We start from the raw sequence: 22,913 nt of genomic DNA, 5'->3' as shown, positions 1-22,913 counted from the left end.
TCCCCGCACTCCTAGAAGAAGCGGTGCCACCGCGATAAAAACAGATTCACCACCGTAACGCTCAACAGAATAACCACGAAATTGAAGATGCACAGCTTGGACGCCCGCGCCCCGCGCCATTTCGTCGTCCGCCCCAGGTACAGATACGCCGCATACAGCGCCACCACCAGCAGCGTCACCAGGTATTTCGGGTCGTAGCGCCATACCCGGCCCGTCAGCCGGTCCACCGAAACAAAGCCCAGCGACATCCCGACGCAGATCGCCACCAGACCCACCAGCACGCTGCTCCGCGCCATGCGCTCCAGAAGCTCCAGCGCGGGAAAGCGCCACACGATGGAGCCCAGCTTGTGCCGGCGCAGCAGCGTCTCTTCGGCGATGAACATCAGGCTCAGCACGAAGGAGAGTCCGAATGCGGCATAGGCGAGAATGCTGAGGGTCACGTGCAGGGCAAACACCGCGCCGTGCACGGGTGGCGGCCCCGGCGGCACGGCCGGACGCGTCAGCGTCGCTGCCAGGAGAAGCAGCAGGACGATCGGCAGCAGGAAGGCTCCCAGCGTACGCTGCCGGTGAAACAGCTCCAGGGCCAGATAGGTCAGGGCCAAAAGCCAGGCGAACAGGGACATCGCGCCGTACAAATCCTGATAGGGCACCGAGTGCAGCATCCGCGAGCGCTCCAACAGCAGCAGATAGTGCAGCCCCAGCCCGCACGCCAGCAGCAGCGTCGCGGCGCGCCCCACGAGCGCCTGGCTGGTGTAAAGCAGCCGGAAATACAGCACGAGACTCGCGGCGTAGGCCAGAATGGTGAGGATGGCAAGGGGTGTGGTCATCAAGTCCGTTTGAACCAGGAGCCGGATGTCCGGACGATCCAGGGTCGCAATGCCCTGCCTGGCATTCCTGCTCTCCCCGCATTATAGCCCACTGCGGGAGGCCAAAACATCTGCAGCGTATCTCTCTGCATATGCTTGTGACTAATGATATTCTTTTAGTGCGTACCGATATGCCTCTCCCTCACGAAGATGCCAAACCGCCCGCGGAATTGAGCCGGGCCGAGCTTTTCCGCCGCGCCTGCCGCTGCCAGGAGGTGCCGCGCGTGCCTGTCTGGATGATGCGCCAGGCCGGCCGCTATCTCCCGGAATACCGCGAACTGCGCGCCAAGCATGCCTTTTTGGAAGTGTGCAAGAATCCCGACTTGGCCGTCGAGGTTTCCCTGCAGCCCTACCGCCGCCTGGCCATGGACGCCGTCATCGTCTTTTCCGACATCCTCATCCCCGCCGAAGCAATGGGCCTGAAGCTCGAACTGGGCGACGCGGGACCCAATCTTCCCGAGCCGGTACGCAGCGCGGCGGACGTCGCCAAGCTGCGCATCTTCGATCCCGAGCGGGAGACCGGCTTCCTCCCCGAAGCGATTCGCCGCCTGCACCGCGCGCTGGGGCCCGGCGTGCCCGTGCTCGGCTTCGCCGCCGCGCCCTGGACGCTGGCTTGCTACATGGTGGAGGGCCGCACGCGCGAAGGTTTCGCGACGGTGAAAAACTTTCTTTACGAAGACCCGCGCACCTTCCGCGTCCTGCTCAGCAAGATCGCCCAGGCCACCGTGCCGTACCTGAAGGCGCAGATCGCCGCCGGCGCCGCCGCTGTGCAACTCTTCGACACCTGGTGCGGCGAGCTGAACCTCCGCGACTACCAGGAGTTCGCCCTGCCCGCTACGCAGGAAGTGATCCGCGCCGTGAAATCGGACGCCACACCGGTCATCCTCTACACCAAGGCCTCGCACCACCTGCTGCCGGCCGTGGCCCGCTCCGGCGCCGACGTCCTGAGCGTGGACTGGCGCGTATCGCTGCGCGAACTGCGCGAATTGGCCGGGCCACGCATCGCTATCCAGGGGAACGTCGATCCCGCCGTGCTCTTCGCCCCCGCGGAAAAGATCCGCAGCGCCGTCGCCGAGGCCATCGGCGAATTGCAGGGCGCCGGCCACATTTTGAACCTGGGCCACGGCATTCTCCCGGCCACACCGGTAGAGAACGCGCAGCTTTTCATCCGCACCGGACAGACCACTCCGATTCGCCTAGAGCAGCCGGTGAAGCAGAGGTGAACCCCATGTCCGCGAGCTATCCCACACTCGAACAACTGCGGCGCGACTTTCATGTCACACCGGAGTTTCTCGCGCGCTACAACCGTCCCGGGCCGCGCTACACCAGCTATCCCACCGCGCCCGTCTGGAACGACCATTTTGGCCCGGCCGACCTGGAAGCGGCGCACGCCGACGCCGAACGCGCCGCCTCTCCCGTTTCGCTGTACCTGCACATTCCCTTCTGCACCAGCCTGTGCCTGTTCTGCGCCTGCAACGTGGTGATCCAGAAGGACAAGAGCGTGGCCCTTCCCTATCTCGACACGCTGAAGCACGAGATGGCGCGCATCAGCGGCAACGTTTCGCGCAGCCGCCCGGTCGTGCAGTTTCACTGGGGCGGCGGTACGCCAACCTACCTCACCCCGGAACAGCTCGACGATCTCTTCGGCTTCACCCGCGAGCATTTCACCTTCGCTCCGGACGCCGAAATCGGCATCGAAGTGGACCCGCGCGTCACCTCCTTCCAACACCTGGAGACCCTGCGCAAGCTGGGCTTCAATCGCCTCAGCATGGGCATCCAGGACTTCCATCCCGAAGTGCAGAAGACCATTCACCGCGTCCAGCCCTATGAGATGACCCGCGACTTGCTCTTCGAGGCGCGCCGCCTGGGCTTCGAAAGCATCAACGTGGACCTGATCTACGGCCTGCCCTATCAGACTCCCGAGCGCTTCGCCCATACCGTGGACCAGATCTTCACCCTGGCCCCGGACCGCATCGCGCTCTTCAGCTACGCGCACGTGCCCTGGCTCAAAAAGCAGCAGGGTTCCTTTGCGGCGCACTTGCCGCAGGGCGCGGAGAAATTCGAAATCTTCCGCACCGGCCTGGAGAAGTTCATCGAAGGCGGCTACCTGTATATCGGCATGGACCATTTTGCCAAACCCGGCGACGAGCTGGCCGTGGCGCAGCAGCAGCGCACGCTGCACCGCAATTTCCAGGGCTACACGACGAAGGCCGGCGCCGACCTCTACGGCCTGGGCGTCAGCGCCATCAGTTCCGTGCAGTCGCGCTACGCGCAGAATCCCCGCGAGGTACCGGAGTATTCGAAGGCCGTGGCCGAACGCGGCATCGCCACCATGCGCGGCTACACCCTGACCGCGGAAGACCGCCTGCGCGGCGCGGTCATCAGCCGCCTGCTCTGTCACACGGTCATCCCCAAGGCCGAGGTCAACCAGGAATTCGGCATCAACTTTGACGAGTACTTCGCCGCGGAGCTGCGCCGCCTCGCTCCTATGCAGGACGACGGCCTGGTGGTTCTCGGCAAGGACGAGATCGAAACCACGTGGCTCGGCCGCATCTTCATCCGCAACCTGGCCATGATCTTCGACCCGTATCTCGAGCAGCAGCACCTGGCCGAGCGGCCTCTTTTTTCGAAAACGTTGTGAACGCCTGGCGCGGGTGCATCCGGCGATGACCGCATCTCACTCTGTCGTGGTGGTCGGTGGCGGGATTTCCGGCCTGGTCTGCGCCTATGCCTTGCGCCGCGCGGGCCTCGACGCGGTGCTCCTCGAATCTTCGGACCGCCCGGGCGGGGTCATTCGCTCCGAACGCCGCGACGCCTGGCTCTTCGAACACGGCCCGCAGAGCTTCACGGCCACGGGGCCGCTGCTCGGCCTGATCCGCGAGATCGGCCTGGAAGAGCAGATCGTGCGCGGCGACCCCCGCGCCCCGCGCTTTGTCCTGGTCCATGGCGCGTTGGAGCGTGCTCCGCTCAACCCTGCAGCCTTCTTCGGCAGTTCCCTCTTCGGCTGGGGCACCAAGCTCAGCATCCTGCGCGACCTCTTCGGCCGCAGTTATCCGCCCGCCGAGGACGAATCCATCGCCCAGTTTATCCGCCGTAAATTTTCCGCCGAGCTGCTGGAAAAACTCGTCGGGCCGTTTGTCTCCGGTGTATACGCCGGCGATCCCGAGCGCCTGAGCCTGCGCAGCGCGTTTCCGCAACTGCACGCCGCGGAAGTCGCCAAAGGCAGCCTCATTCGCGGCATGCTGGCCACCGCGAAAAAAACGCAAGGCCCCCGCGAGCGCCCCACTCTGCTTAGTTTCCGCGAAGGCAACGAAATGCTCCCCCAGGCCCTGGCGGAACGTCTCGGCGATGCCCTGTGGCTCAAGACCGAAGTGGCCCGCATCGAGAAGAACAATTCCTCCGCCACGCGGCGCTTTTCTCTCGAGGTGACGCGCAACGGCCACAGCGAAACCCTTTCCTGCGAGCGGCTGGTGGTCGCCACCCCGCCGGATACTGCCGGACGCTTGCTCGCAGGCCTCGATCCGGCGTTCGAGACGCATCTCGGCGGGATCGAGTTTGCCGCCGTGGCCGTGGTTTCCCTCGGCTACGAGAAACAGCACATCGCCCGGGACGTAAACGGCTTCGGCTTTCTCGTGCCGCGCTCCGCAGGGCTGCGCATTCTCGGCACCGTCTGGAATTCCTCGCTTTTTCCCGGCCGCGCGCCGGAGGGGCAAGTTCTGATGACCAGCTTCCTCGGCGGGGCCACCGATCCGGGCATCGCCTCGCTTTCCTCCGCGGCTCTTGCCGATCTGGCGCACCGCGAACTCGCGCCGCTTCTGCAGATCCAGCAGCAGCCGGTCTTTTCCCATGTGCGCGTCTATCCCCGCGCGCTGCCGCAGTACAACCTGGGCCACTCTGCGCGCCTCGCCCGGCTGGAGAAATTGCGCGCAACCTTTCCCGGCCTGTGGTTTGCCGGCAACTACTGGAATGGTCCGGCGGTCGGCGCGTGCACTGAATTCGGCCTGGAGACAGCCGCGGCAATCCTGGCCGGTTCCACGGCGCCGGCGGCGGGCCCGCACTCCTGATGCAGCCCCCACGCAAGCAACCGCAAGCGCCGCCCCCATACCGTCTGCCCTTCTGGCTGTGGACGGGCGTGGCCGTGCTCGGCGTTCTCAGCCTGTACATGGGCTGGCAGGCGCAGCGCCTCCGCCGGGATCTCGCGCAATTTCAGAGGCAGTCCGCGGCAGTCCTGCGGGAGCGCGCGGAACTCGCGAAGGAATTTGCCGATGCCCGGCAATCCGCCGCGATCCTCAACGATCCGGCCTCACGGCAGGTTTCGCTGTGGCCGCAGCAGCAGAAAGACGCTCCTGCGCTGCGTGCCTACTGGCACCCCCGCCTCGGCCTCGTTGTGGCCGGCGCGCGCGTCCCGCCTCTTGCGCCGGGCCATACGCTGCAAGTGTGGCTCCTGCCACAAGCCCCGGGCCAGCGGCCTCTTTCCGCGGGCCTCCTGCGTCCTCAATTGGATGGGAAATTCGTTCTGCTGCTGGCCAGTCCGCCCGGCTCTCTCGCCGGCACCAGGGCCCTGGCCATTACCGAAGAGCCCGCCGGCGGCAGCCCCCAGCCGACCAGCCCGCCCCGCTGGGCCGGCCCCCTCGGCTAGCCGCTGTCTCCCTCTCCGTCAGAACGTGTACTTCTTCTTGCCGTAGCGGTGCGCGAGGCGGATCTTTCGCCGCTCCCCGGCCTCGCGAAAGCGCCGCCGCTCCTCCGCCGTCTTCAGGATCAGCGGCGGAATAGCCTTGGGCTGCCTGGTGTGTTCATCCATGGCCACAAATGTGACGTAGGCGGAAGTGGTGTGTTTGCGTTCCCCGGTCAGGAAATTCTCGGAATAGACTTCGACGCCCACCTCCATCGAGGTGTGAAACGCCCGATTGACCTGCGACTTCAGATTGACAATCTCGCCCACGCTGACGGAATTCCGGAAATCCAGATAGTCCACCGAGACGGTCATGGCCACGCTGTTCGAATGGCGGTGCGCGGCCATCGCCCCGACCATATCCACGAGGTGCATCACGTGCCCGCCGAGCAATTTGCCGAGCGGATTGGTCTCGCTGGGCAGCACCATCTCGGTCATCTCCGAGCGCGACGCGCTGACCGGCTTTCCGGCAAGGCGCTCTCCCCTCTCCCGGTTCGCTGCAATTTTCTTCGGCCGCTTCATCGCTGCCTCGCTTCCTGCGCGAATTTTCCGCACACAACGGACCTGCCCCGTATAATACGGGAGATGACCAACCAGCCCCAGAGGAAAACACGCCGCCAGGTGCTCGAGGAATTCGTGGCCGCGCAGCCGGCCGACGCCTTTTCCCGCTACGGCCTGGCGCTGGAGTGCATGAATGCCGGGGAAACCCCCGCTGCCGACGCCCATTTCCGCAAGCTGCTGGAGATGAACCCCGAGTACGTGCCCGGCTATCTGATGTACGCGCAGCTTCTGGTCCGCGATGCCCGCCCGGACGAGGCTCGCCAGTTGCTGCACGCGGGCGTCGCCATGGCCGCGAAGAAGGGCGATGCGCACGCCCGCTCCGAGATGGAAGGCCTTCTCGGCGAATTGGGCTGATCCCCTGCCGGGCTCACGCCCTGCGGAGTAACCCTCCGCTCGCATCGCGCATCTCTTCGAAAGAGTTCTGGCGAGCCGCGGCAGACGGCGCGCCGATTGGGGCAACCATGACCGCAAGCGCTTCACTGCATCCCTCCGCGGGGCGCGGCCGGCCCGCGACGCTCGGCGAGCTGCGCCGCCTGCCGGGTTTCCAGCCCGGCGCGCCGGCGCGCTCCGTCAAGGAAGAGATGCGCGCGAATCTTCTGCGCATGCTGGAGGCCAACGAGCCGCTCTTTCCCGGAATTCACGGCTACGAAGAGACGGTCATCCCGCAGATCATCAATGCCCTGCTCTCCCGGCACAATTTCATCCTGCTGGGTCTGCGCGGACAGGCCAAGAGCCGCATCCTGCGCGGCCTGCTGCAGTTCCTTGACGACGCCATTCCCGTCGTCGCCGGCTGCGAGATCAACGATCACCCGCTGCGCCCCATCTGCCGCGCCTGCCGCGAACGCATCGCCGCCGAGGGAGACGCCACGCCCATCGCCTGGCTTTCGCGCGACCTGCGCTACGTCGAAAAACTGGCCACCCCCGACGTCACCATCGCCGACATCCTCGGCGACCTCGACCCCATCAAGGCCGCGCGCGGCGGCCGCGACCTCTCCGACGAGCTCACCATTCACTACGGCCTGCTGCCCCGCGCCAACCGCGGCATCTTCGCCATCAACGAGCTGCCCGATCTCGCCGGCAAGATCCAGGTCGGCCTGTTCAACATCATGCAGGAAGGCGACATCCAGATTAAGGGCTACCCGCTGCGCCTGCCGCTCGACGTGCTCCTCGTGTTCACCGCCAATCCCGAGGACTACACCGCGCGCGGGAAGATCGTCACCCCGCTGAAGGACCGCATCGGCGCGGAGATCCGCACGCACTACCCCTCGTCGGTCGAGGAAGGCATGCTCATCACCGGCCAGGAGGCCTGGCTGGAGCGCGATTCCGGCCGCCAGATCGAAGTGCCCGCCTACCTGCGCGAGGTCGTGGAAGAGATCGCCTTCCAGGCGCGCGAGGACAAGCGCGTGGATCGCCGCTCCGGCGTCAGCCAGCGTCTGCCCATCACCGCGCTGGAAAGCACGGTCAGCAGCGCCGAGCAGCGCGCCGCGCGCACCGGCGAGAAGCGCGGCGTCGCCCGCGTGGCCGACATCTATGCCGCGCTCCCGGCCATCACCGGAAAGCTCGAGCTGGAATACGAGGGCGAGCTGAAGGGGGCGGAGACCGTGGCCCGCGAACTGGTCCGCGCCGCCATCGGCCGCGTTTACAGCAAACATATGGGCGGCGCGGACGTGCAGTCCGTGGTGCAGTGGTTCGAGATGGGCGGCGAGCTGAAGCTGCCCGAGCTCTCCACCGCCGCCGAGCGCCAGCAGCAGCTTTCGCGCATTCAGGGGCTTTACGAGCACATCGCGCGGTTCGGCGTCTCCGACCGCAAGGACGCAGCCGCCGCGGCGGCCGCGGCGGAGATGATCCTCGAAGGCCTGTGGGCGCACCGCCGGATCGGGCGCAGCGAAGAGCGCGGCTTTTACGGCGAGAAGCCGCGTCCCGCGGAAACGCGCGAGGCGCCCAGCCGCCCGCGCCGCCAGTTCAATTGAGCGTGCCGTCTGGAGCAAGCGAAGATGAAACTCATCCGTTACGGAAAATACACCGGCGAGCCCGCCGACGCGGTGGACCTCGAAGAGCTGGTGCGTCGCCTCGGCGATTTCTTCCTGCAGAGCGGCTTCGATTCGCAGTTCTACGGCATCTCGGAGATGGACCCGGAGCGCTCGATGGAGGCGCTGCGCGAGGCCATTCTCCGCGCGTTGCAGGGAGGCGAGTTGCTCCCGGATAACGCCATGTCCGAGGAGCTGCGCCGCCTGCTCCAGGATCCCGCGGCGGCCAGCGACGCTTCCATCCAGGATCTCCTCGACAAGCTCGTCGAGCGCCTCGCACAGGAAGGCTACGTCAATCCGCAGCCGCCGCCGCAGGTCACTCCCCCGCCGCAGCAGACCCCCGGCGGGCAGCTCGGCCAGCCGCAGCCGCGCAACATCGAAGCGCGCTTCGACATCACCGACAAAACCATCGACTTCCTGGGCTTCAAGACCCTGCAGGACCTGCTCGGCTCGCTGGGGCGCAGCAGTTTCGGCCGCCACGACACCCGCGACCTGGCCACCGGCGTCGAATCCGGCGGCGTCTCCCGCCCCTACGAATTCGGCGACACGCTGAACCTCGACGTGAGCCAGACGCTCTGCAACGCCGTGCGCCGCGAGGGCCTCCGCGTCCCGCTGAATCTCGAGTATTCCGACCTCACCGTGCACCAGTGCGAATATCAGAGTTCCTGCGCCACCGTGCTGCTCCTCGATTGCAGCCACAGCATGATCCTCTACGGCGAGGACCGCTTCACCCCCGCCAAGCGCGTGGCCATGGCCCTTTCGCACCTGATCCGCACGCAATTCCCCGGGGACACCCTCAGCCTGGTGCTCTTCCACGACAGCGCCGAAGAGGTCCCGCTCGGCGGGCTGGCGCGCATCCAGGTGGGCCCCTACTACACCAACACCCGCGAGGGCCTGCGCCTCGCCCAGCGCATCCTGCTGCGCCAGAAAAAGGACATGCGCCAGATCGTCATGATCACCGACGGCAAGCCCTCCGCGCTGACCATGGAGGACGGGCGCATCTACAAGAACGCCTTCGGCCTCGACCCCTTCGTCGTCTCCCAAACGCTCGAGGAAGTGAACAAGTGCAAGCGCGCGGGCATCCTCATCAACACCTTCATGCTCGCCAGCGATTACAGCCTGGTGCAATTCGTCCAGAAGATCACCGCGATGTGCCGCGGCAAGGCCTACTTCACTACGCCCTATACGCTCGGCCAGTATCTGCTGATGGACTACATGAGCCGGAAGACACGGCAGATTCACTGAAGCGCGCGTTGCAGGTGGCCGAGTATCCCGCTCTGCGCTAAACTTTGCTTATGGGATTGTTGCGGCGAATCTCCCGCTGGATGGGGACGGTGGATCCGATGACTAAAATCGCAGTGGGGCAAACTGCACCCGATTTCCGGCTCAAAGCTCTCGATGGAAAGGACTATTTGCTCAGTGCCCTGCTGGAACGCGGACCCGTGGTGGCGGCGTTCTTCAAAATCTCCTGCCCCGTCTGCCAGTTCACCTTGCCTTTTCTGGAACGGATTCATAAGCGTTACGCCGGTGACGGCGTGACGATTCTCGGGATTTCCCAGGATAATCCCCGCGATACGAAGGACTTCTGCCAGGAGTTCGGCATCACCTTCCCCGTAGTGACGGACGAAAAGGATTATCCGGTTTCAAATGCCTACGGCCTGACGCATGTGCCGACCATCTTCTTGGTGGACACCGGGGGCAAAGTGAAGGTCAGTTGCATGGGTTTCGGCAAGAAGGACCTGGAAACCATCGCAGCCCAGCTCGCCGAGCGCCGCAAGATGTCGCGCACGCCGCTCTTCAAGCCCGACGAGGTTATTCCCGCAAACAAGCCCGGTTGAGGCTCGAAAAACTAGGTCCGGTCGGACCTTCGTCACCGAAACCAGCCGCGCTCCCACCGCGCCGCCACGCTACTCCAGCTCTTTTTCGATCCAGCCCTTTTTGTGTTTGGCCGGGCGCCGGCGCTTGTCTTCAATCACCTGGGTTGCGGCGGGCTTGGCGGCTGCCTTGCGCGCAAGGCGCCGCGCCTCCCGGCCGGCTTCCAGCGTCTTCTTGCGCCGTCTTCTCATGGACGTGCCCGTCTGGCGGAAACGTGCAGGAACAGTCTGGGCTGTGCAAGAACGCTTTTCATGGCATCAACTCGCCACCGGCAAGAACGATGCTCTGCCCGGTCACTGACGCGGCGCCTTTGCCGCACAGCCAGGCCACTGTATCCGCCACCTCCGCGGGCTGAATGAGACGCCCTTGCGGATTGCGCGCCAGCAGCGTGGCCATAACCTCCTCGCGACTCCGGCCGGTTTTCTGGGTGATCGTGGCGATACTGTTGGCGGTCATATCCGTGTCGGTGTATCCCGGACACACGGCATTGACCGTGACGCCCGTGCGCGCCATTTCGAGCGCCAGAGCCCGGGTCAGACCAATCATGCCGTGCTTGGCCGCGCAATAGGTGGTGACGTAAGCGCTCCCCGCCAGTCCGGCGATGGAAGCGATATTGATGATCCGGCCCCAGTTGGCTTCCAGCATGGCCGGCAGAACCGCCTGGGTGCAATAGACCGCGCCCATCAGGTCAACATCGAGCACCTTGCGCCAGAACGCCGCGTCCGACTTGAGGAACGGCGCCGATACGGCAATGCCCGCGTTGTTGACCAGAATCGTCGGGGAACCGAGCGCGCTGCGCAAACTGGCCAGGGCATTGTGCACCGCCGCTTCGTCCGTCACGTCAGCGGGTGCCGTGGCCACCGGGACGCCGTGTTCCGTGACGATGCGCTTCTTCGTGGCCTCCAGGACTGCGGCGTTCCGGCCAATGAGGGAGACGCAGGCGCCCAAGCGAGCCAGCGCCTCGGCGATGGCCGCGCCAATGCCCCGTCCTCCGCCGGTGATTACGGCGTGCTGGCCGGCGAGTGGAGCTTTGCTGTTTGCTGGCATAAGACCCCGGCGCCTTTCTTCAATCATGCACCGCCGGAACCCCCGGCGCCGCCTTCCGCCGTCTCCAGCACCTTGGAGGCGATGATCAACTTCAGCACCTCGCTGGTGCCTTCATAGATGCGCAGCGCCCGGATCTCGCGGTACAGCCGTTCCACCGTCATTCCCCGTACTACGCCCAGGCCGCCGAAAATCTGTACCGCCGCGTCGATCACTTGCTGGGCTGATTCGGTGGCGAACAGCTTGGCCATCGAGGCTTCCCGCGTGACCCGCCCGCCCACGACATCCTTGGTCCACGCGGCACGATAAATCATCAGCGCCGCGGCGTCTATCGAAACCGCCATGTCTGCGAGCTTGCCTTGCGTCAACTGGAACTCGGCCAGCGCTTTGCCGAAGATCCGCCGGTGGAGCGTCCGCGCGGCGGCTTCGTCCAGCGCCCGGCGGGCCAAGCCCAGGGCGGCGGCGCCGACCGAGGAGCGGAAGATGTCCAGCGTGGCCATGGCGATCCGGAATCCCTCGCCCGGCTTTCCCAGCAGGCGGTCGGCGGGAATGCGGCAGCCGGTCAGACGCAGCGTGCCCAGAGGGTGGGGTGCGATGACGTCGATGCGCTCCGAGGCGTCCAGGCCGGGTGTTCCGGCATCGATGATGAACGCGGACAGGCCCTTGGTTCCCGGCCCCTCGCCCGTGCGGGCAAAGACCACATAGAAGGCGGCGAGGCCGGCGTTGGAGATCCACGTCTTCGTTCCGTCCAGGCGCCAAAAGCCGCCGTCGCGGGTGGCCGTCGTGGCAATGGCCGCGACGTCCGAACCGGCGTCCGGTTCCGACAGCGCAAAAGCGGCAATCGCGGTGCCTGCAGCCACCTGCGGCAGGATGGCGCGTTTCTGTTCCTCGCGGCCGTAGAGCGTGATGGGAGCGCTGCCCAAACCCTGCATGGCCAGGGCGAAGTCGGCCAGCCCCGAAGCCCGCCCCAGGATCTCGCGCGCCAGGCACAGGCTGCGCACATCGAGGTTTTCGCGCAATCCTCCGTACAGGCTTGGGACGCAGGCACGCAGTAGCCCCGCCTTGCCGAGTTCGGGCACCAGCCGGCCCACGCACGCATAGACGGCATCCAAGCTTTCCTCGGCGCCTTCGAGCAGCGGCGGGAGGACAGCTCCCGCCCAGCGCTCCAATTCGCGGGCCAGTTCCCGATGGCCGTCGTCGAAAAACGGCCAGCTGAGGAAGCTCTTGTCAGCCATCAGTTGCCCTCGAAAACCGGCGTCTGCTTGGCCACAAAGCCGTTATAGGCGCGTTCGAAGTCCTTGGTCTGCATGCAGATGGCCTGCGCCTGGGCCTCGGCCTCGATACACTCGTCGAGGCCGTGGCTCCACTCCTGAAAGAGCATCGTCTTGGTCATGCCATGAGCGAAGGTGGGGCCATCGGCGAGCGTTTTGGCCAGCGCACTGGCTTCGTCCAGCAGCTTCTCCGGGTCCGCCAACCGGCTGTAGAAGCCGAAGCGGTCCGCTTCCTCGCCGCCCATCACCCGCCCCGTGAACAGCAATTCGGCGGCGCGGGACAGCCCAATCAGCCGCGGCAACAGCGTGCACGCGCCCATGTCGCACCCCGCCAGCCCCACGCGCACGAAAAGGAAGGCTACTTTGCTCCGCGCCGTGCCCAAACGCATATCGGAAGCGCACGCAATCATGGCACCCGCTCCGGCGCAAATTCCGTCAATCGCGGCCACGATGGGCTGCGGGCAGGCGCGCATAGCCTTGACCAAGTCGCCGGTCATGCGCGTGAACGCCATTAACTGCGTCATGTCCATCTTCACCAGCTTGCCGATGATGTCGTGGACGTCCCCGCCGGAGCAGAAATTTCCGCCCGCCCCGGTGAACACCACCGCCTTGATGTCGGTGGCGTACGCCAATTCGCGGAACAGGTCCCGCAGCTCGGCATAGGATTCCAGGGTCAGCGGATTCTTGCGGTCGGGGCGGTTGAGCGTAATCGTGGCCACCTTCCCGGAAACCGACCACCCGAAATGCGCGGCCTTGTAGCTTGCCATCTGAACTTGCTTCATATTCCCCTTTCTCGCAGCGGAAATGGAAAGATCAGCCAACCATCGTCAGGCCGCCGCTGACGCTCAAAACCTGGCCCGTGATGTAGTCCGAGCGCGAGCTGGCGAAAAAAAGTATAGCATCGGCGACTTCCTGGGGTTTCGCGAAGCGCCGGAAGGGAATGGCGCGCTTGAAGGCCTCCAGATGCTTCTCCGGCACCGCACTCAAGAGCGGCGTATCGGTGGGGCCCGGGCATATGCAGTTGACGTTGATGTTGTACTGCGCCGTTTCGCGGGCCAGCGACTTGGTAAAGGCCAGGAGGCCGCCCTTGGCGCCGGAATAGATGGTCTCACCCAGGCTGCCTACGCGCCCGGCATCGCTGCTGATGTTGACGATCTTGCCGCTCTTGCGCTCCATCATCTTGGGCAGAAACGCCTTCACCACCCTCATCGGGCCGACGAAGTTAAGTTCGATCACTTTGCTCCAGAACTCCGGCGTGGTTTCCCAGAACGGCGTCACCTTTCCCCAGCCGGCCCCGTTGACGATGATGTCCACCGCTCCGATCCGGCCTTGGACGGCCTCGGCGCAGGCGGCGATGGAAGCGTCATCGGTCACGTCCAGCGGAACATATTCCGCCCCCTGGCCCTTCGCGCGGATGGCCGCTGCGGCGGCCGCGCCCTTCTCCCGGGCGATGTCGGCCAGAAATACCCGCGCTCCCGCCTCGGCAAAGGCCTCGGCGGTTGCCAGGCCGATGCCCGAGGCGGCCCCGGTAACAATGGCAGTCTTGCCGTTGAACTTCATGCTTCCTCCCGAACTGCGGCGTAAAAGAAGTTACGAAAACTCGAAGCCCTGGACATCAGCTTCCCTTCCGGCTCAGGAAATCGGAAACCCTCCGGCGGGTTTCCGGATGGCCGTACAGGCGCCGCGTCCCGGCGAGTTCCTCGGCGTAACCGTCTTGCGCCGGATCGCCGGCCGCGGCGATGCACCGCTTGTTCGCCGCCAGCGCGGCCCTCGGCGCGCTGGCCACCTGCGCCGCCAGCTCGCCGGTCCAAGCAGCCAGTTGCTCGCGTGGCTGCGCCCATTGCACAACGCCCAGGCGTTCGGCCAGGGCTCCGTCGATCACCTCGCCGCCGAGGATCAGACGGCTGGCAACGCCGTGGCCGCACAGCCGCGTCAGCCGCTGCGTGCCGCCAGCGCCCGGCAGCAGGCCCAGCCGCACTTCCGATAGGCCCAGCTTGGCCTCCCGCGCCGCGACCCGCAGATCGCAAGCCAGCGCCAGCTCCAACCCGCCCCCGATCGCTGCTCCCCCGATCTCGGCGAGGGTCACCACGGATGCCGCCTCGATGCGCGCGAAGAGCCGCTGCATGCGGCGCACCACTTCCAGCATGGCATCCGGCCCCTCGGGAGTGGCAAAACAGGCGTGCATCAGGGCGAGGTCGGCGCCGGCGCAGAACGCTTTCTGGTCGCTGCGGATGTGCAGGACCGAGATGGCGTCGTCGCCGGCTACCTGCTCGAGCACGACTTCGAGGCGCGCGAGTAACTCGTCACTGAGCGCGTTGACGGGAGGACGGCAGAGCGTGGCCACCGCGACCCGGCCAATCCGTTCCACCGAAAGCATCTCTCCCAGCTTCCTGCTCACGCGTGTCCCACCTCTTCTTGCTGGGTGGCGCGCAGCTTATACCGCTGGATCTTTCCGGTTGCCGTCTTCGGCAAATGCTCCACGAAATGAATCCATGCGGGAGACTTGTAAGGGGAAAGCTTGCCCTTGCAGAACACCCGGACCTCCTGGGCGGTCAGCTCGCAAGCCTGCGCGGGGTCTTTCAGCACTACCCAGGCCTCGGTCTTCATCAGGCCGTTTTCGTCGGTCCGGCCGACCACCGCCGCTTCGAGCACCTTGGGATGCTCCACAAGGGCGGATTCGATTTCGAACGGCGAGATCCACCTGCCGCTGATCTTGAGCATATCGTCGCCCCGTCCGCAGAAGACATAGTAGCCTTCCTTGTCCCGGCGGAAGGTGTCCCCGGTATCAAACCAGCCGTTCACGATGGCCTTGGCTGTCCTCTCCGGTTCGTTCCAGTAGCGCCGCGTCACCGACTGGGCCTTGACCAGCAGGCGCCCGGGCATCTCTTCGCCGACATCGTTCCCGGCATCGTCCACGATGCGAACCTGGTAGCCGGGGACCGGCTTGCCGGACGTGCCCGGCCGGATATCGTCGCAGCGGTTGGAGATGTAAATGTGCCCCACCTCGGTCGAGCCGATGCCCTCCATGATCGGTACCCCGGTCACTTCCAGCCACAGGCGATGCAATTCAGGGGGCAGTGGCTCGGCAGCGGACATGCACCGGCGCAGCCGCGGAACGGCAGCCCTTGTCAGCACCTTGGCAGCCAGAATCCTGGCGAAGAACGTGGGCACGGCGGCGAACAGCGTGGGCGAGTAGCGCCGAAACACCTCCATCACCGTCTCCGGCGTCTGCCGCCGCTCGTCGAGGATGGTCGTGCCGCCGACCCACAAGGGAGCGCACATGGCCGCCCCCAGGCCATACGAAAAGAACAGCCGCGGCACGCAAAAAAAGACATCGCTCTCTTCGGCGCCGAGCACTCCCACGGTGTACAACTGACTGCAGACGGCGAGGTCCCCGTGGGTGTGGACCACCCCTTTCGGCCGTCCGGTGGTACCCGAGGAATAGAGCCAGTAACCATCGTCGTCGGCGCTTGTGGGAACTGCCTGGAGCTCCGGCGAAGCGTTCCGTGCCCGCTCCGTCAGCGCGTCCGCGCTACCCTTCAGGCGCAGCACGACGCGGGGCCGCCACGAAGAGGCTTCCAGGGCGGCTTCCACCTCCTCCGCGAACTCGGACGAGTACACCAGACCGGCGCACTGCGAATCCCGGATGATGAACGCAAATTCGTTGGCTCGGAGTAACGCGTTCAGCGGCACGGGAATCACGCCGATCTTCAGGGCGCCCCAGAAAAGGAAAAAGAATTCGGGACAATCATTGACCACCATCAGGACCCGCTCCCCGCGCTTCATCCCCAGGTCCGCAAGGGTGTTGCCGAAGCGGTTGACGCTCTCCACCAGCTCGCTGTAGCTCACTTCCCGGTCGAGTGTGCGCACCGCAATTTTATTGCCGCGTCCTTCCGCAAGATGACGGTCCACGAAGTGCTCGGCGGCATTGAACGGCTCGGGAAAGCGCAGCCGCGGGATACCCTCGGCGCTGACTTCCACGGTCACTGCCACCTTGCACCTCTCTTTGCGCTTACTGTCCGCCGGTAGATCACCGCGCCTGCGCTCTCCCTGGCGGCAAAACCATCTCGCGGGATGCGTTTGTCCTCGAATACGGCTTCAGAAAAGTGCTGCGGCCCGGCCAGACTGGCGATCGGGCGCACGCTGGCTCCGGTCTCTAACGAGCCGGGATGCTTCGCGGGCATGGGAACCAGCCTTCCGAACCTTGTGCGTCCACACCTCGCCTAGTAAAAGAAGTGCATTGTCCTGAAGTATTAACAGACTGTATGTGACCATCGTCACACGGCCCAAGTGATTTGCGACAACCAGCCGATTTCTACTTTGGCGGAGACGTGTGGGAGTCGAACCCACCATTCGGGCCGCGAAGGACCGAATCGCCGGCTTTGAAGGCCGGGAGAGTCACCGGACCCCTTTCGCCTCCATAGGGAGTATACGGGATTAGCGGCGTGGAGGCTCGATCACTGCGGCCTGCGCCGGCAGGGGGGTGTTTCCGCGCGCCTCCTTGCAGGATGCGATCGACAGGACCATGGCAACACAGCCAGCCCCACTCCGAACGACTTTCTGAGAGGTTGCATACGCCGCATTCTCCACTGTCTCGTATTTCCTGAAATCGCTCTCCATAGCGCGATCCTCACTGCAGGATCTTTTCGAACTGTTTGGTCACTGATTAGAAGTATCGGCTGCCGGATGATGTTTTAGAAAGGTTCGAGCCAACAGCTGGCCAATGAAGACTTTGCCGCATCAATCTGTTAAATTGCCCCCCTATGCGAACTTGGGAGAAAAATCTTTTGATGAGTTCCCGTGGAGCTCAAGCCAAGAGTCGCTTGCCTGGTCCAGCATTCCTGGGGTTAATTCTGTCTTGCGCGCTCTCCGGGTGCGCGGGTGGTCCGACCGCGACTCTGCAGCCGCAATTGGTGAATGTTTCCGTATCGCCCACAGCAGTGAGCGTGCAGGCCGGCATCGGAACCCAAGGCTTCAGCGCTACGCTGCAGAATGACACGCAGAACAAAGGCGTCACCTGGACGCTCTCCGGCTCCGGCTGCACGGGCTCCACTTGCGGGACACTCTCCAATGTCACCAGCACCGCGGTGACCTACAACGCACCCGCGGCGGTGCCCAGTCCCGCGACGGTAACGCTGACCGCGACCTCGGTGGCGGACAACACCAGGAGTTCTATGGCCACGATCACGGTGACCGCACCCGTTGCGCTGAGTGTGGCACCGGCGACCGCCAGCGTGCAGGCCGGCATCGGAACCCAAGGCTTCAGCGCTACGCTGCAGAATGACACGCAGAACAAAGGCGTCACCTGGACGCTCTCCGGCTCCGGCTGCACGGGCTCCACTTGCGGGACACTCTCCAATATCACCAGCACCGCGGTGACCTACAACGCACCTGCGGCGGTGCCCAGTCCCGCGACGGTAACGCTGACCGCGACTTCGGTGGCGGACAACACCAGGAGTTCTATGGCCACGATCACGGTGACCGCACCCGTTGCAGTGAGTGTAGGGCCGACGACCGCCAGCGTGCAGACCGGGCAGCCGCAGAACTTCACCGCCACCGTCACCAACGATGCCCAGAACAAGGGAGTTACCTGGACGCTGTCTGGCTCCGGCTGTAGCGGTACTGCCTGCGGGACGCTATCGGCCTCTTCCTCGGCATCCGGGGTAGCCATCACCTACACAGCCCCCGCAACTGCGCCCTCTCCGGCGACGCTCACACTGACCGCCACTTCCGTGGCCGACACAACACGCACAGCCTCCGCCACCATCACCATCCTGGCCGCAACCGGCAATATCGTTGTCTCCGTTACACCGAAACGTGGCGCTCTGACCATTACACAGAGCCTGGCATTTACTGCCACGGTTTCGAATGACGGCCTCAACCAAGGTGTCACGTGGAACATCACAGGCGGCTCTCTCTCTGCGACATCGAGCGCCTCCGGAGTTGCCGTCACTTTCACGGCTCCTTCCACGGCTGGCATATACTCCGTTACTGCGACCAGCGTGAGCGACGTTACGAAAAGTGCATCGGCCACCGTTGCTGTCACCGACCTTGCCGGCGTCTCTACCTATCACAACAATCTTTCCCGCGACGGGACCAACACCCAGGAATACGCTCTTACCACCGCCACGGTGAACACCTCCACCTTCGGGAAGCTTTTCTCCTGTGCGGCGGATGGGGCGATCTATGCGCAGCCTCTCTGGGTCTCGAATCTGATGATTGGAGGCCAAAAGCACAACGTGATCATCGTAGCCACACAGCACGGGAGTTTGTACGCATTCGACGCGGACGCAAGTCCCTGCCTAACGCTGTGGCATGTGAGTCTCATCGATTCAGCCCATGGTGGCGCCGCCGGCGAGACTTCAGTGCCCTCGGGTTCGACGGGGAATCTTGTCGGGTCGGGTTTCGGCGACATTACACCTGAAGTGGGGATTACCGGCACGCCCGTCATCGACCCCAACACAGATACGCTTTACGTTGTCTGCAAATCCGTTATCGCCTCGAGCCTTACCTTCTTCCAGCGGCTGCATGCGATCAACTTAACTTCGGGTGCAGAGAAGCTTGCGGGACCTGTAAATATTTCCGCCACCTACCCGGGCACGAATACCGGCGGCACGACTGTGACGTTTGACCCCAGAAACCAAAATCAGCGGCCAGGCTTGGTGCTCACCAATGGGACTGTTTATGTTGCCTGGGCCTCGCATGAAGATAAATCGGTGTACTACGGTTGGATGATGGGCTACAACGCAACCACACTGGCGCAAGTAAGCGTCTTCAACGCCACGCCCAATGTTGGCTTCGGCGGGATCTGGATGGGAGGCGGCGCGCCCGCCGCGGATTCCAGCAACAATTTGTATTTTATTACTGGAAATGGCAACTTCGACGCGAACAGCACGACGTCCCCGAATAACGACTACGGCGATTCCTTCATAAAACTGACCAGCAGTTTCAGCGTCGCGGACTGGTTTACCCCTTCGGATCAGAACACGGACAACTCAAACGATCTCGATTTCGGATCCGGAGGAGCGGCGATACTTGTCGATCAGACTTCCGGACCGGTCGCGCACCTGGTCATTGGAGGCGGCAAGGATGGCTTTCTGTACCTTCTGAATCGAGACAATATGGGTCACTTTGGGGATAGCAACGCGCGGCAACGTTTCGGCATTAGCAACTCCATATTTGCGACGGCTGCTTTCTGGAACAATACGTTGTATATCGGGGGAGTTGGCGGACACCTCAAAGCCTTCCCCTTCAACCCCTCCACAGGCCTATTTACAACTACCGCCTCATCGCAATCCTCAAGCAGTTATGGATTCCCCGGCACAACGCCGGCTGTTTCCTCGAGCGGCTCCACTAATGGGATCGCCTGGGCTCTCAATGACAGTCAATACTGCACGCCCCAGTCACCGGGTTGCGGCCCCGCGGTTCTTCATGCCTATGATGCGACCAATCTCGCCACCGAGTTGTGGAATAGCACGCAGGGAACAGGAAACACCGCAGGCTTTGCCGTAAAATTCACAGTCCCCACCGTCGCCAACGGCAAGGTCTACATCGGGACTCGTGGTAACGACACGGGGAGCGGAACCTCGAGCACACCGGGGGAGCTTGATGTCTACGGCCTGTTGCCCAATTAGCGTCCTTCCGATTGCGTCAAAACGAATGTGGCAGTCTTGCTTGAGTAGTCTTCGCCGGACCAAGAAGAATGGACTGACGGTGGCAGGACCCCGCCCTCAAATGGACTGTTACGCCCTGGAAGAATTGAGAGCAATGTCTTACGGGGCGTCCTAAACGTCCTTATATTTCCTGCTATTTCGGAAAACCCGCAACTTCGCCTGGAGACTCACGCGGGCAACATCTTCTCTGAAGAGACGTAGCCGAAGAAAGAGAACGTCTCCCTGGGGGTTAACCTAAAAAACGGATAAGTGGGAATCTAGTCACATCCCTCGCCTAAAGCGCGTGGCGCAATTCCATGGCGGAAGCGTATGGGAGTCGAACCCACCAGGCGGGCCGCGAAGGACCGCATCGCAGGCTTTGAAGGCCCGGAGATCCACCGGGCTCCTTTCGCCTCCATTGCGAGTATACGGGATTACCGGCGGGGTGGCCCGATCACTGCGGCCTGCGCCCGGCTCAGCGCCGCCACCAGATCGTACAGCGCCGGCGTGTTGCACACCTCATAGTAGGTGTGCGTCGTGGGCTTGCCAATCCGCCCGTCCGGCAGCAGTTCCCGCGCAAAGCCCTTGCGCAGCACCAGCAGCTCGATGGTCTCCCCCATGGGCACTTCGCCATAGTACAGCGTCACGTTGTCCCGGCCCCAGGGCATGTCCAGTTTGGTCTCGATCATTTCCAGCGCGATCTCTTCCGACAATTTCGTGAACCCCACCTCGTTCAGCTCGATCCCGTTCAGGTTGTAGCGCACCAGGAACTCGTCGGTTTCTTCCGCCGAAGCGCCCTCGACCACCGACAAAAACTGGTACAGCGAGAAATGTGACTTCTGTGCTCCCAGCAGCCGCCGCGCCAGCTTCGCGCATCCCGACAACCGGTCGGAAAGATTCAGCGCCTTGGAAATCATGATCCGCGAGTCTCCGTCGGTCCAGTACGTTGGCGCGTCCTCCTGAAATGCGATCCCCACTCCCAGCTCCAGCGCTGGCAGATCGCCGGAAACCGCGCGCCCGTTATAGCTCCCGCACACGTTGATGATCTGCCGCGCCAGCACGCACGCCTTGGCTACCGCCCGCTGGTAGGCCTGGTTGCTCTCGGTTTCGAAGATGGCCAGGATAATGGCGTCGCCCTCGATGAACACCTTTTTCGCGCCATACCGGTCGATGATCTTCTTTACCGGCTCGTGCAGGTGCATGCTGAAATGCGAAGCCGGATTCAAGCCCCGGCTCAGCAGGTCCTGCGTCATCTTGGTCGATCCGCGCACGTCCGTCTTGATGATCACGTGCGAGATGACCCGGTCGTCCTTCGGCGGCGCCTCTTCCGGCAACACGCACTCATACAGCCGGTTGTTCAGCCGCGAGAGCTCGCGCACCTGCTCCGTCGTGATCAGGCTGATGCGCTCCATGCACGCCGTCAGATGCTCGGCGTCCCGCAGATCCCGCCGCAAGCGCAGAAAATCCACGGCAAACTTCAGCACCAGCGGCTGCGTCTCCTCCCGCGAATACCTGCGGATCCGCCGCGCCAGCTCCTCCAGCGGCTTCAGCGACAATTTCCGCGCCGGCACCTGCTTCAGCACCTGCTCCACGCGCTGCAGCTCCTCCTTCGACACCAGCGCCTTGCGCAGTTGCTGCAAGTGCACCGGCGGGCAGTATTCGTGCCGGATCGGCCGGATCGCATAACTGGCCAGGATATGCAGCAGCACTTCCCGCTGCTCCAGCCTCTCGATCAGCCGGTTCAGCTGCCGCGTCCGCTGCTGCGCCTCCCCTTCCTTCGCCTCCGCCGCGTCGAACATCCTCCGCGCGTTCTCCGGCTCGTTCAGGTAGTCGCCGATCCGCCCGGCGTATTCCTTGTGAAAGAAATCCAGTTTCTGCTTGGCGGCTTCGATCTGCGGCCCCAGCTCATCGAGCTTCCCCGTCTGATGGCTCAGCCGCTTCTCCACGTCGTTCAGCGAAGCCCGTATGTCCGACGGTTCCGAACTGCTCATGAACCGCGAAAGCAGCCCGTCCCCGCGTTCCAGCTTCTTCTGCAGCGTGTCCCGCTGCTCTTCCAGCTGGGCGATCTCTCCGCCCAGGTGCTGCGCCGCCTCCAGCAGCGCCGTGTGCGCCTGTCTGGCCTCCGCATACGCCGGGTCATGCGTGATCTCCAATCCCGTTTCCTTCATGAATTCCTGGAACAGCGCATCCATGGCCTCGAAGCGGTCCGGATCGCGCACGTAATTCCCCAGCAGCACGTAGTGCTCCAGAAAAAATATTTCGTCCTTCCCGCCCTCCAGAAAAAGGATGCGGTTCTTCAGCATCTCGTAGATCGCCGCAAACTCGTCCCCGAACAACGCCCGCCGCGCCTTCGCCAGGATGTTCTCCTCGACGTCTGCGAGCAGTTGTTGAATCTGCTGCCCGATCCCCCGCAGCACATCGCGCTTCGCCGCCTGCAGCTCGGAGAGCCGCGCCTTGATGACGTGCGCCTCATGGCTGCGTTCGAAATACTCCCCGCGGTGCCGGATGCGCTCCTTCCCTTCCAGGATCAGATTCCCGAACTGGTTACTCAGCTCCTGCGTCAGGAATTTCAGCACCGCCAGCCGAAACAGGTAATCGACCTCGATGTTTTTCTGATGTTTCGCCAGCGTCAGCGCGTTCTGCAGCAGCTCCGTCAGCAGCTTGCGGTACGCCGAGGTGTCCAGCGCCTTTACCGTGCGCAGCTCCATCCCCGGAAAGTACGTCGCCGCCGTGCTCTGGCGCAGTAGGTCGTAGAGATAGTCGCGGGAGGCTTGCACGAACTTCGGGCTCAGGAACACATCGTGGTGGATGTTGTCCACACCTATGGCAATCGATCCCAGGGGGATCGTCTCGTGGTAGCTTTTTAGTTCGACCCGCACCGGTTCCGAATGGCCGGACGAGAACAGTTCAGTCGCCATGGTGTCCGCCTGAAGCGGCTGCTTTTA

19 protein-coding genes and 2 tRNA genes are annotated in these 22,913 nt (G+C 63.9%); 9 read left to right on the top strand and 12 right to left on the bottom strand.

Annotation, left to right across the window (positions count from 1 at the left end; genetic code table 11):
• Positions 1–11: 11 nt before the first annotated feature.
• Entirely contained in the window at positions 12–827 is an 816-nt protein-coding gene (locus LAN61_08195; protein ID MBZ5540483.1) for a cytochrome c biogenesis protein, read from the bottom strand.
• Positions 828–997: 170 nt separating this feature from the next.
• On the opposite strand from LAN61_08195, the gene hemE reads away from it, so the two are divergent.
• The 4 genes from hemE to LAN61_08175 are packed head-to-tail and all read left to right on the top strand — an operon-like array spanning position 998 to position 5,505.
• Positions 998–2,089 carry a uroporphyrinogen decarboxylase gene (gene hemE / locus LAN61_08190; GenBank protein ID MBZ5540482.1) on the top strand — a complete coding sequence of 364 codons (1,092 nt, stop codon included), beginning with the start codon at positions 998–1,000 and terminating at the stop codon, positions 2,087–2,089.
• Positions 2,090–2,094: 5 nt separating this feature from the next.
• Complete coding sequence (gene hemN, locus LAN61_08185; GenBank protein MBZ5540481.1) at positions 2,095–3,507, top strand: oxygen-independent coproporphyrinogen III oxidase; 1,413 nt, start codon at positions 2,095–2,097, stop codon at positions 3,505–3,507.
• 25 nt (positions 3,508–3,532) lie between these two features.
• The gene (gene hemG, locus LAN61_08180; GenBank protein ID MBZ5540480.1) at positions 3,533–4,930 is read left to right on the top strand and encodes a protoporphyrinogen oxidase; all 1,398 of its coding nucleotides are present in this window, start codon (positions 3,533–3,535) and stop codon (positions 4,928–4,930) included.
• A complete protein-coding gene (locus tag LAN61_08175) occupies positions 4,930–5,505 on the top strand; it encodes an anti-sigma factor (GenBank protein MBZ5540479.1) in 576 nt (191 codons plus the stop codon). Before hemG ends, LAN61_08175 begins: the two co-directional genes overlap by 1 nt.
• 18 nt (positions 5,506–5,523) lie before the next feature.
• On the opposite strand, the gene LAN61_08170 is transcribed toward LAN61_08175, so the two are convergent.
• Complete coding sequence (locus tag LAN61_08170) at positions 5,524–6,060, bottom strand: acyl-CoA thioesterase (GenBank protein MBZ5540478.1); 537 nt, start codon at positions 6,058–6,060, stop codon at positions 5,524–5,526.
• Positions 6,061–6,123: 63 nt separating this feature from the next.
• Here LAN61_08170 and LAN61_08165 point away from each other — a divergent pair, with 63 nt between their 5' ends.
• From LAN61_08165 to LAN61_08150, 4 genes are all read left to right on the top strand, one after another.
• Positions 6,124–6,453, top strand: coding sequence for a tetratricopeptide repeat protein (locus LAN61_08165; GenBank protein ID MBZ5540477.1), 330 nt, complete (start codon positions 6,124–6,126; stop codon positions 6,451–6,453).
• Positions 6,454–6,560: 107 nt separating this feature from the next.
• Positions 6,561–8,069 carry a magnesium chelatase gene (locus LAN61_08160; GenBank protein ID MBZ5540476.1) on the top strand — a complete coding sequence of 503 codons (1,509 nt, stop codon included), beginning with the start codon at positions 6,561–6,563 and terminating at the stop codon, positions 8,067–8,069.
• Between the two features lie 24 nt (positions 8,070–8,093).
• Positions 8,094–9,371 (top strand): VWA domain-containing protein, encoded by a 1,278-nt coding sequence (locus LAN61_08155; protein MBZ5540475.1) that lies wholly within the window; start codon positions 8,094–8,096, stop codon positions 9,369–9,371.
• 98 nt (positions 9,372–9,469) lie between these two features.
• Positions 9,470–9,964 carry a TlpA family protein disulfide reductase gene (locus tag LAN61_08150; protein MBZ5540474.1) on the top strand — a complete coding sequence of 165 codons (495 nt, stop codon included), beginning with the start codon at positions 9,470–9,472 and terminating at the stop codon, positions 9,962–9,964.
• Positions 9,965–10,033: 69 nt separating this feature from the next.
• On the opposite strand, the gene LAN61_08145 is transcribed toward LAN61_08150, so the two are convergent.
• The 8 genes from LAN61_08145 to LAN61_08110 form a co-directional block, all read right to left on the bottom strand.
• A complete protein-coding gene (locus LAN61_08145; protein ID MBZ5540473.1) occupies positions 10,034–10,192 on the bottom strand; it encodes a hypothetical protein in 159 nt (52 codons plus the stop codon).
• Between the two features lie 58 nt (positions 10,193–10,250).
• The gene (locus LAN61_08140) at positions 10,251–11,048 is read right to left on the bottom strand and encodes an SDR family oxidoreductase (protein MBZ5540472.1); all 798 of its coding nucleotides are present in this window, start codon (positions 11,046–11,048) and stop codon (positions 10,251–10,253) included.
• 23 nt (positions 11,049–11,071) lie between these two features.
• On the bottom strand, positions 11,072–12,280 hold the full coding sequence (locus LAN61_08135; GenBank protein ID MBZ5540471.1) for an acyl-CoA dehydrogenase family protein: 1,209 nt from the start codon (positions 12,278–12,280) through the stop codon (positions 11,072–11,074).
• Entirely contained in the window at positions 12,280–13,098 is an 819-nt protein-coding gene (locus tag LAN61_08130) for an enoyl-CoA hydratase family protein (protein MBZ5540470.1), read from the bottom strand. Before LAN61_08130 ends, LAN61_08135 begins: the two co-directional genes overlap by 1 nt.
• Positions 13,099–13,129: 31 nt before the next feature.
• Positions 13,130–13,876, bottom strand: a complete 747-nt coding sequence (locus LAN61_08125; GenBank protein MBZ5540469.1) for an SDR family oxidoreductase — start codon at positions 13,874–13,876, stop codon at positions 13,130–13,132.
• 55 nt (positions 13,877–13,931) lie between these two features.
• Entirely contained in the window at positions 13,932–14,693 is a 762-nt protein-coding gene (locus tag LAN61_08120) for an enoyl-CoA hydratase/isomerase family protein (protein MBZ5540468.1), read from the bottom strand.
• Positions 14,694–14,710: 17 nt separating this feature from the next.
• Entirely contained in the window at positions 14,711–16,297 is a 1,587-nt protein-coding gene (locus LAN61_08115; GenBank protein ID MBZ5540467.1) for a benzoate-CoA ligase family protein, read from the bottom strand.
• A gap of 340 nt (positions 16,298–16,637) precedes the next feature.
• Positions 16,638–16,736 (bottom strand) — tRNA-Sec (locus LAN61_08110).
• Positions 16,737–17,262: 526 nt separating this feature from the next.
• Here LAN61_08110 and LAN61_08105 point away from each other — a divergent pair.
• Entirely contained in the window at positions 17,263–19,950 is a 2,688-nt protein-coding gene (locus tag LAN61_08105) for a hypothetical protein (GenBank protein ID MBZ5540466.1), read from the top strand.
• A gap of 336 nt (positions 19,951–20,286) precedes the next feature.
• Here the strand turns inward: LAN61_08105 and LAN61_08100 are convergent.
• Both LAN61_08100 and LAN61_08095 read right to left on the bottom strand, forming a co-directional pair.
• Positions 20,287–20,385: transfer RNA gene (locus LAN61_08100), tRNA-Sec, on the bottom strand.
• Between the two features lie 17 nt (positions 20,386–20,402).
• Positions 20,403–22,886: a hypothetical protein gene (locus tag LAN61_08095; protein MBZ5540465.1), complete on the bottom strand. Its 2,484-nt coding sequence runs from the start codon at positions 22,884–22,886 to the stop codon at positions 20,403–20,405.
• Positions 22,887–22,913 lie beyond the last annotated feature (27 nt).

It is taken from the genome of Terriglobia bacterium (assembly GCA_020072785.1).
GTDB lineage: Bacteria > Acidobacteriota > Terriglobia > Acidiferrales > UBA7541 > Acidiferrum.
The sequence above is the reverse complement of the archived record's forward strand: the minus strand, read 5'-3'. Positions and strand labels throughout refer to the sequence as shown.

Excerpts from the sequence above, each read along its gene's own strand:
- LAN61_08195 (MBZ5540483.1), bottom strand. The coding sequence starts at position 827 with ATGACCACACCCCTTGCCATCCTCACCATTCTGGCCTACGCCGCGAGT.
- hemE (MBZ5540482.1), top strand. The coding sequence starts at position 998 with ATGCCTCTCCCTCACGAAGATGCCAAACCGCCCGCGGAATTGAGCCGG.
- hemN (MBZ5540481.1), top strand. The coding sequence starts at position 2,095 with ATGTCCGCGAGCTATCCCACACTCGAACAACTGCGGCGCGACTTTCAT.
- hemG (MBZ5540480.1), top strand. The coding sequence starts at position 3,533 with ATGACCGCATCTCACTCTGTCGTGGTGGTCGGTGGCGGGATTTCCGGC.
- LAN61_08175 (MBZ5540479.1), top strand. The coding sequence starts at position 4,930 with ATGCAGCCCCCACGCAAGCAACCGCAAGCGCCGCCCCCATACCGTCTG.
- LAN61_08170 (MBZ5540478.1), bottom strand. The coding sequence starts at position 6,060 with ATGAAGCGGCCGAAGAAAATTGCAGCGAACCGGGAGAGGGGAGAGCGC.
- LAN61_08165 (MBZ5540477.1), top strand. The coding sequence starts at position 6,124 with ATGACCAACCAGCCCCAGAGGAAAACACGCCGCCAGGTGCTCGAGGAA.
- LAN61_08160 (MBZ5540476.1), top strand. The coding sequence starts at position 6,561 with ATGACCGCAAGCGCTTCACTGCATCCCTCCGCGGGGCGCGGCCGGCCC.
- LAN61_08155 (MBZ5540475.1), top strand. The coding sequence starts at position 8,094 with ATGAAACTCATCCGTTACGGAAAATACACCGGCGAGCCCGCCGACGCG.
- LAN61_08150 (MBZ5540474.1), top strand. The coding sequence starts at position 9,470 with ATGACTAAAATCGCAGTGGGGCAAACTGCACCCGATTTCCGGCTCAAA.
- LAN61_08145 (MBZ5540473.1), bottom strand. The coding sequence starts at position 10,192 with ATGAGAAGACGGCGCAAGAAGACGCTGGAAGCCGGCCGGGAGGCGCGG.
- LAN61_08140 (MBZ5540472.1), bottom strand. The coding sequence starts at position 11,048 with ATGCCAGCAAACAGCAAAGCTCCACTCGCCGGCCAGCACGCCGTAATC.
- LAN61_08135 (MBZ5540471.1), bottom strand. The coding sequence starts at position 12,280 with ATGGCTGACAAGAGCTTCCTCAGCTGGCCGTTTTTCGACGACGGCCAT.
- LAN61_08130 (MBZ5540470.1), bottom strand. The coding sequence starts at position 13,098 with ATGAAGCAAGTTCAGATGGCAAGCTACAAGGCCGCGCATTTCGGGTGG.
- LAN61_08125 (MBZ5540469.1), bottom strand. The coding sequence starts at position 13,876 with ATGAAGTTCAACGGCAAGACTGCCATTGTTACCGGGGCCGCCTCGGGC.
- LAN61_08120 (MBZ5540468.1), bottom strand. The coding sequence starts at position 14,693 with ATGCTTTCGGTGGAACGGATTGGCCGGGTCGCGGTGGCCACGCTCTGC.
- LAN61_08095 (MBZ5540465.1), bottom strand. The coding sequence starts at position 22,886 with ATGGCGACTGAACTGTTCTCGTCCGGCCATTCGGAACCGGTGCGGGTC.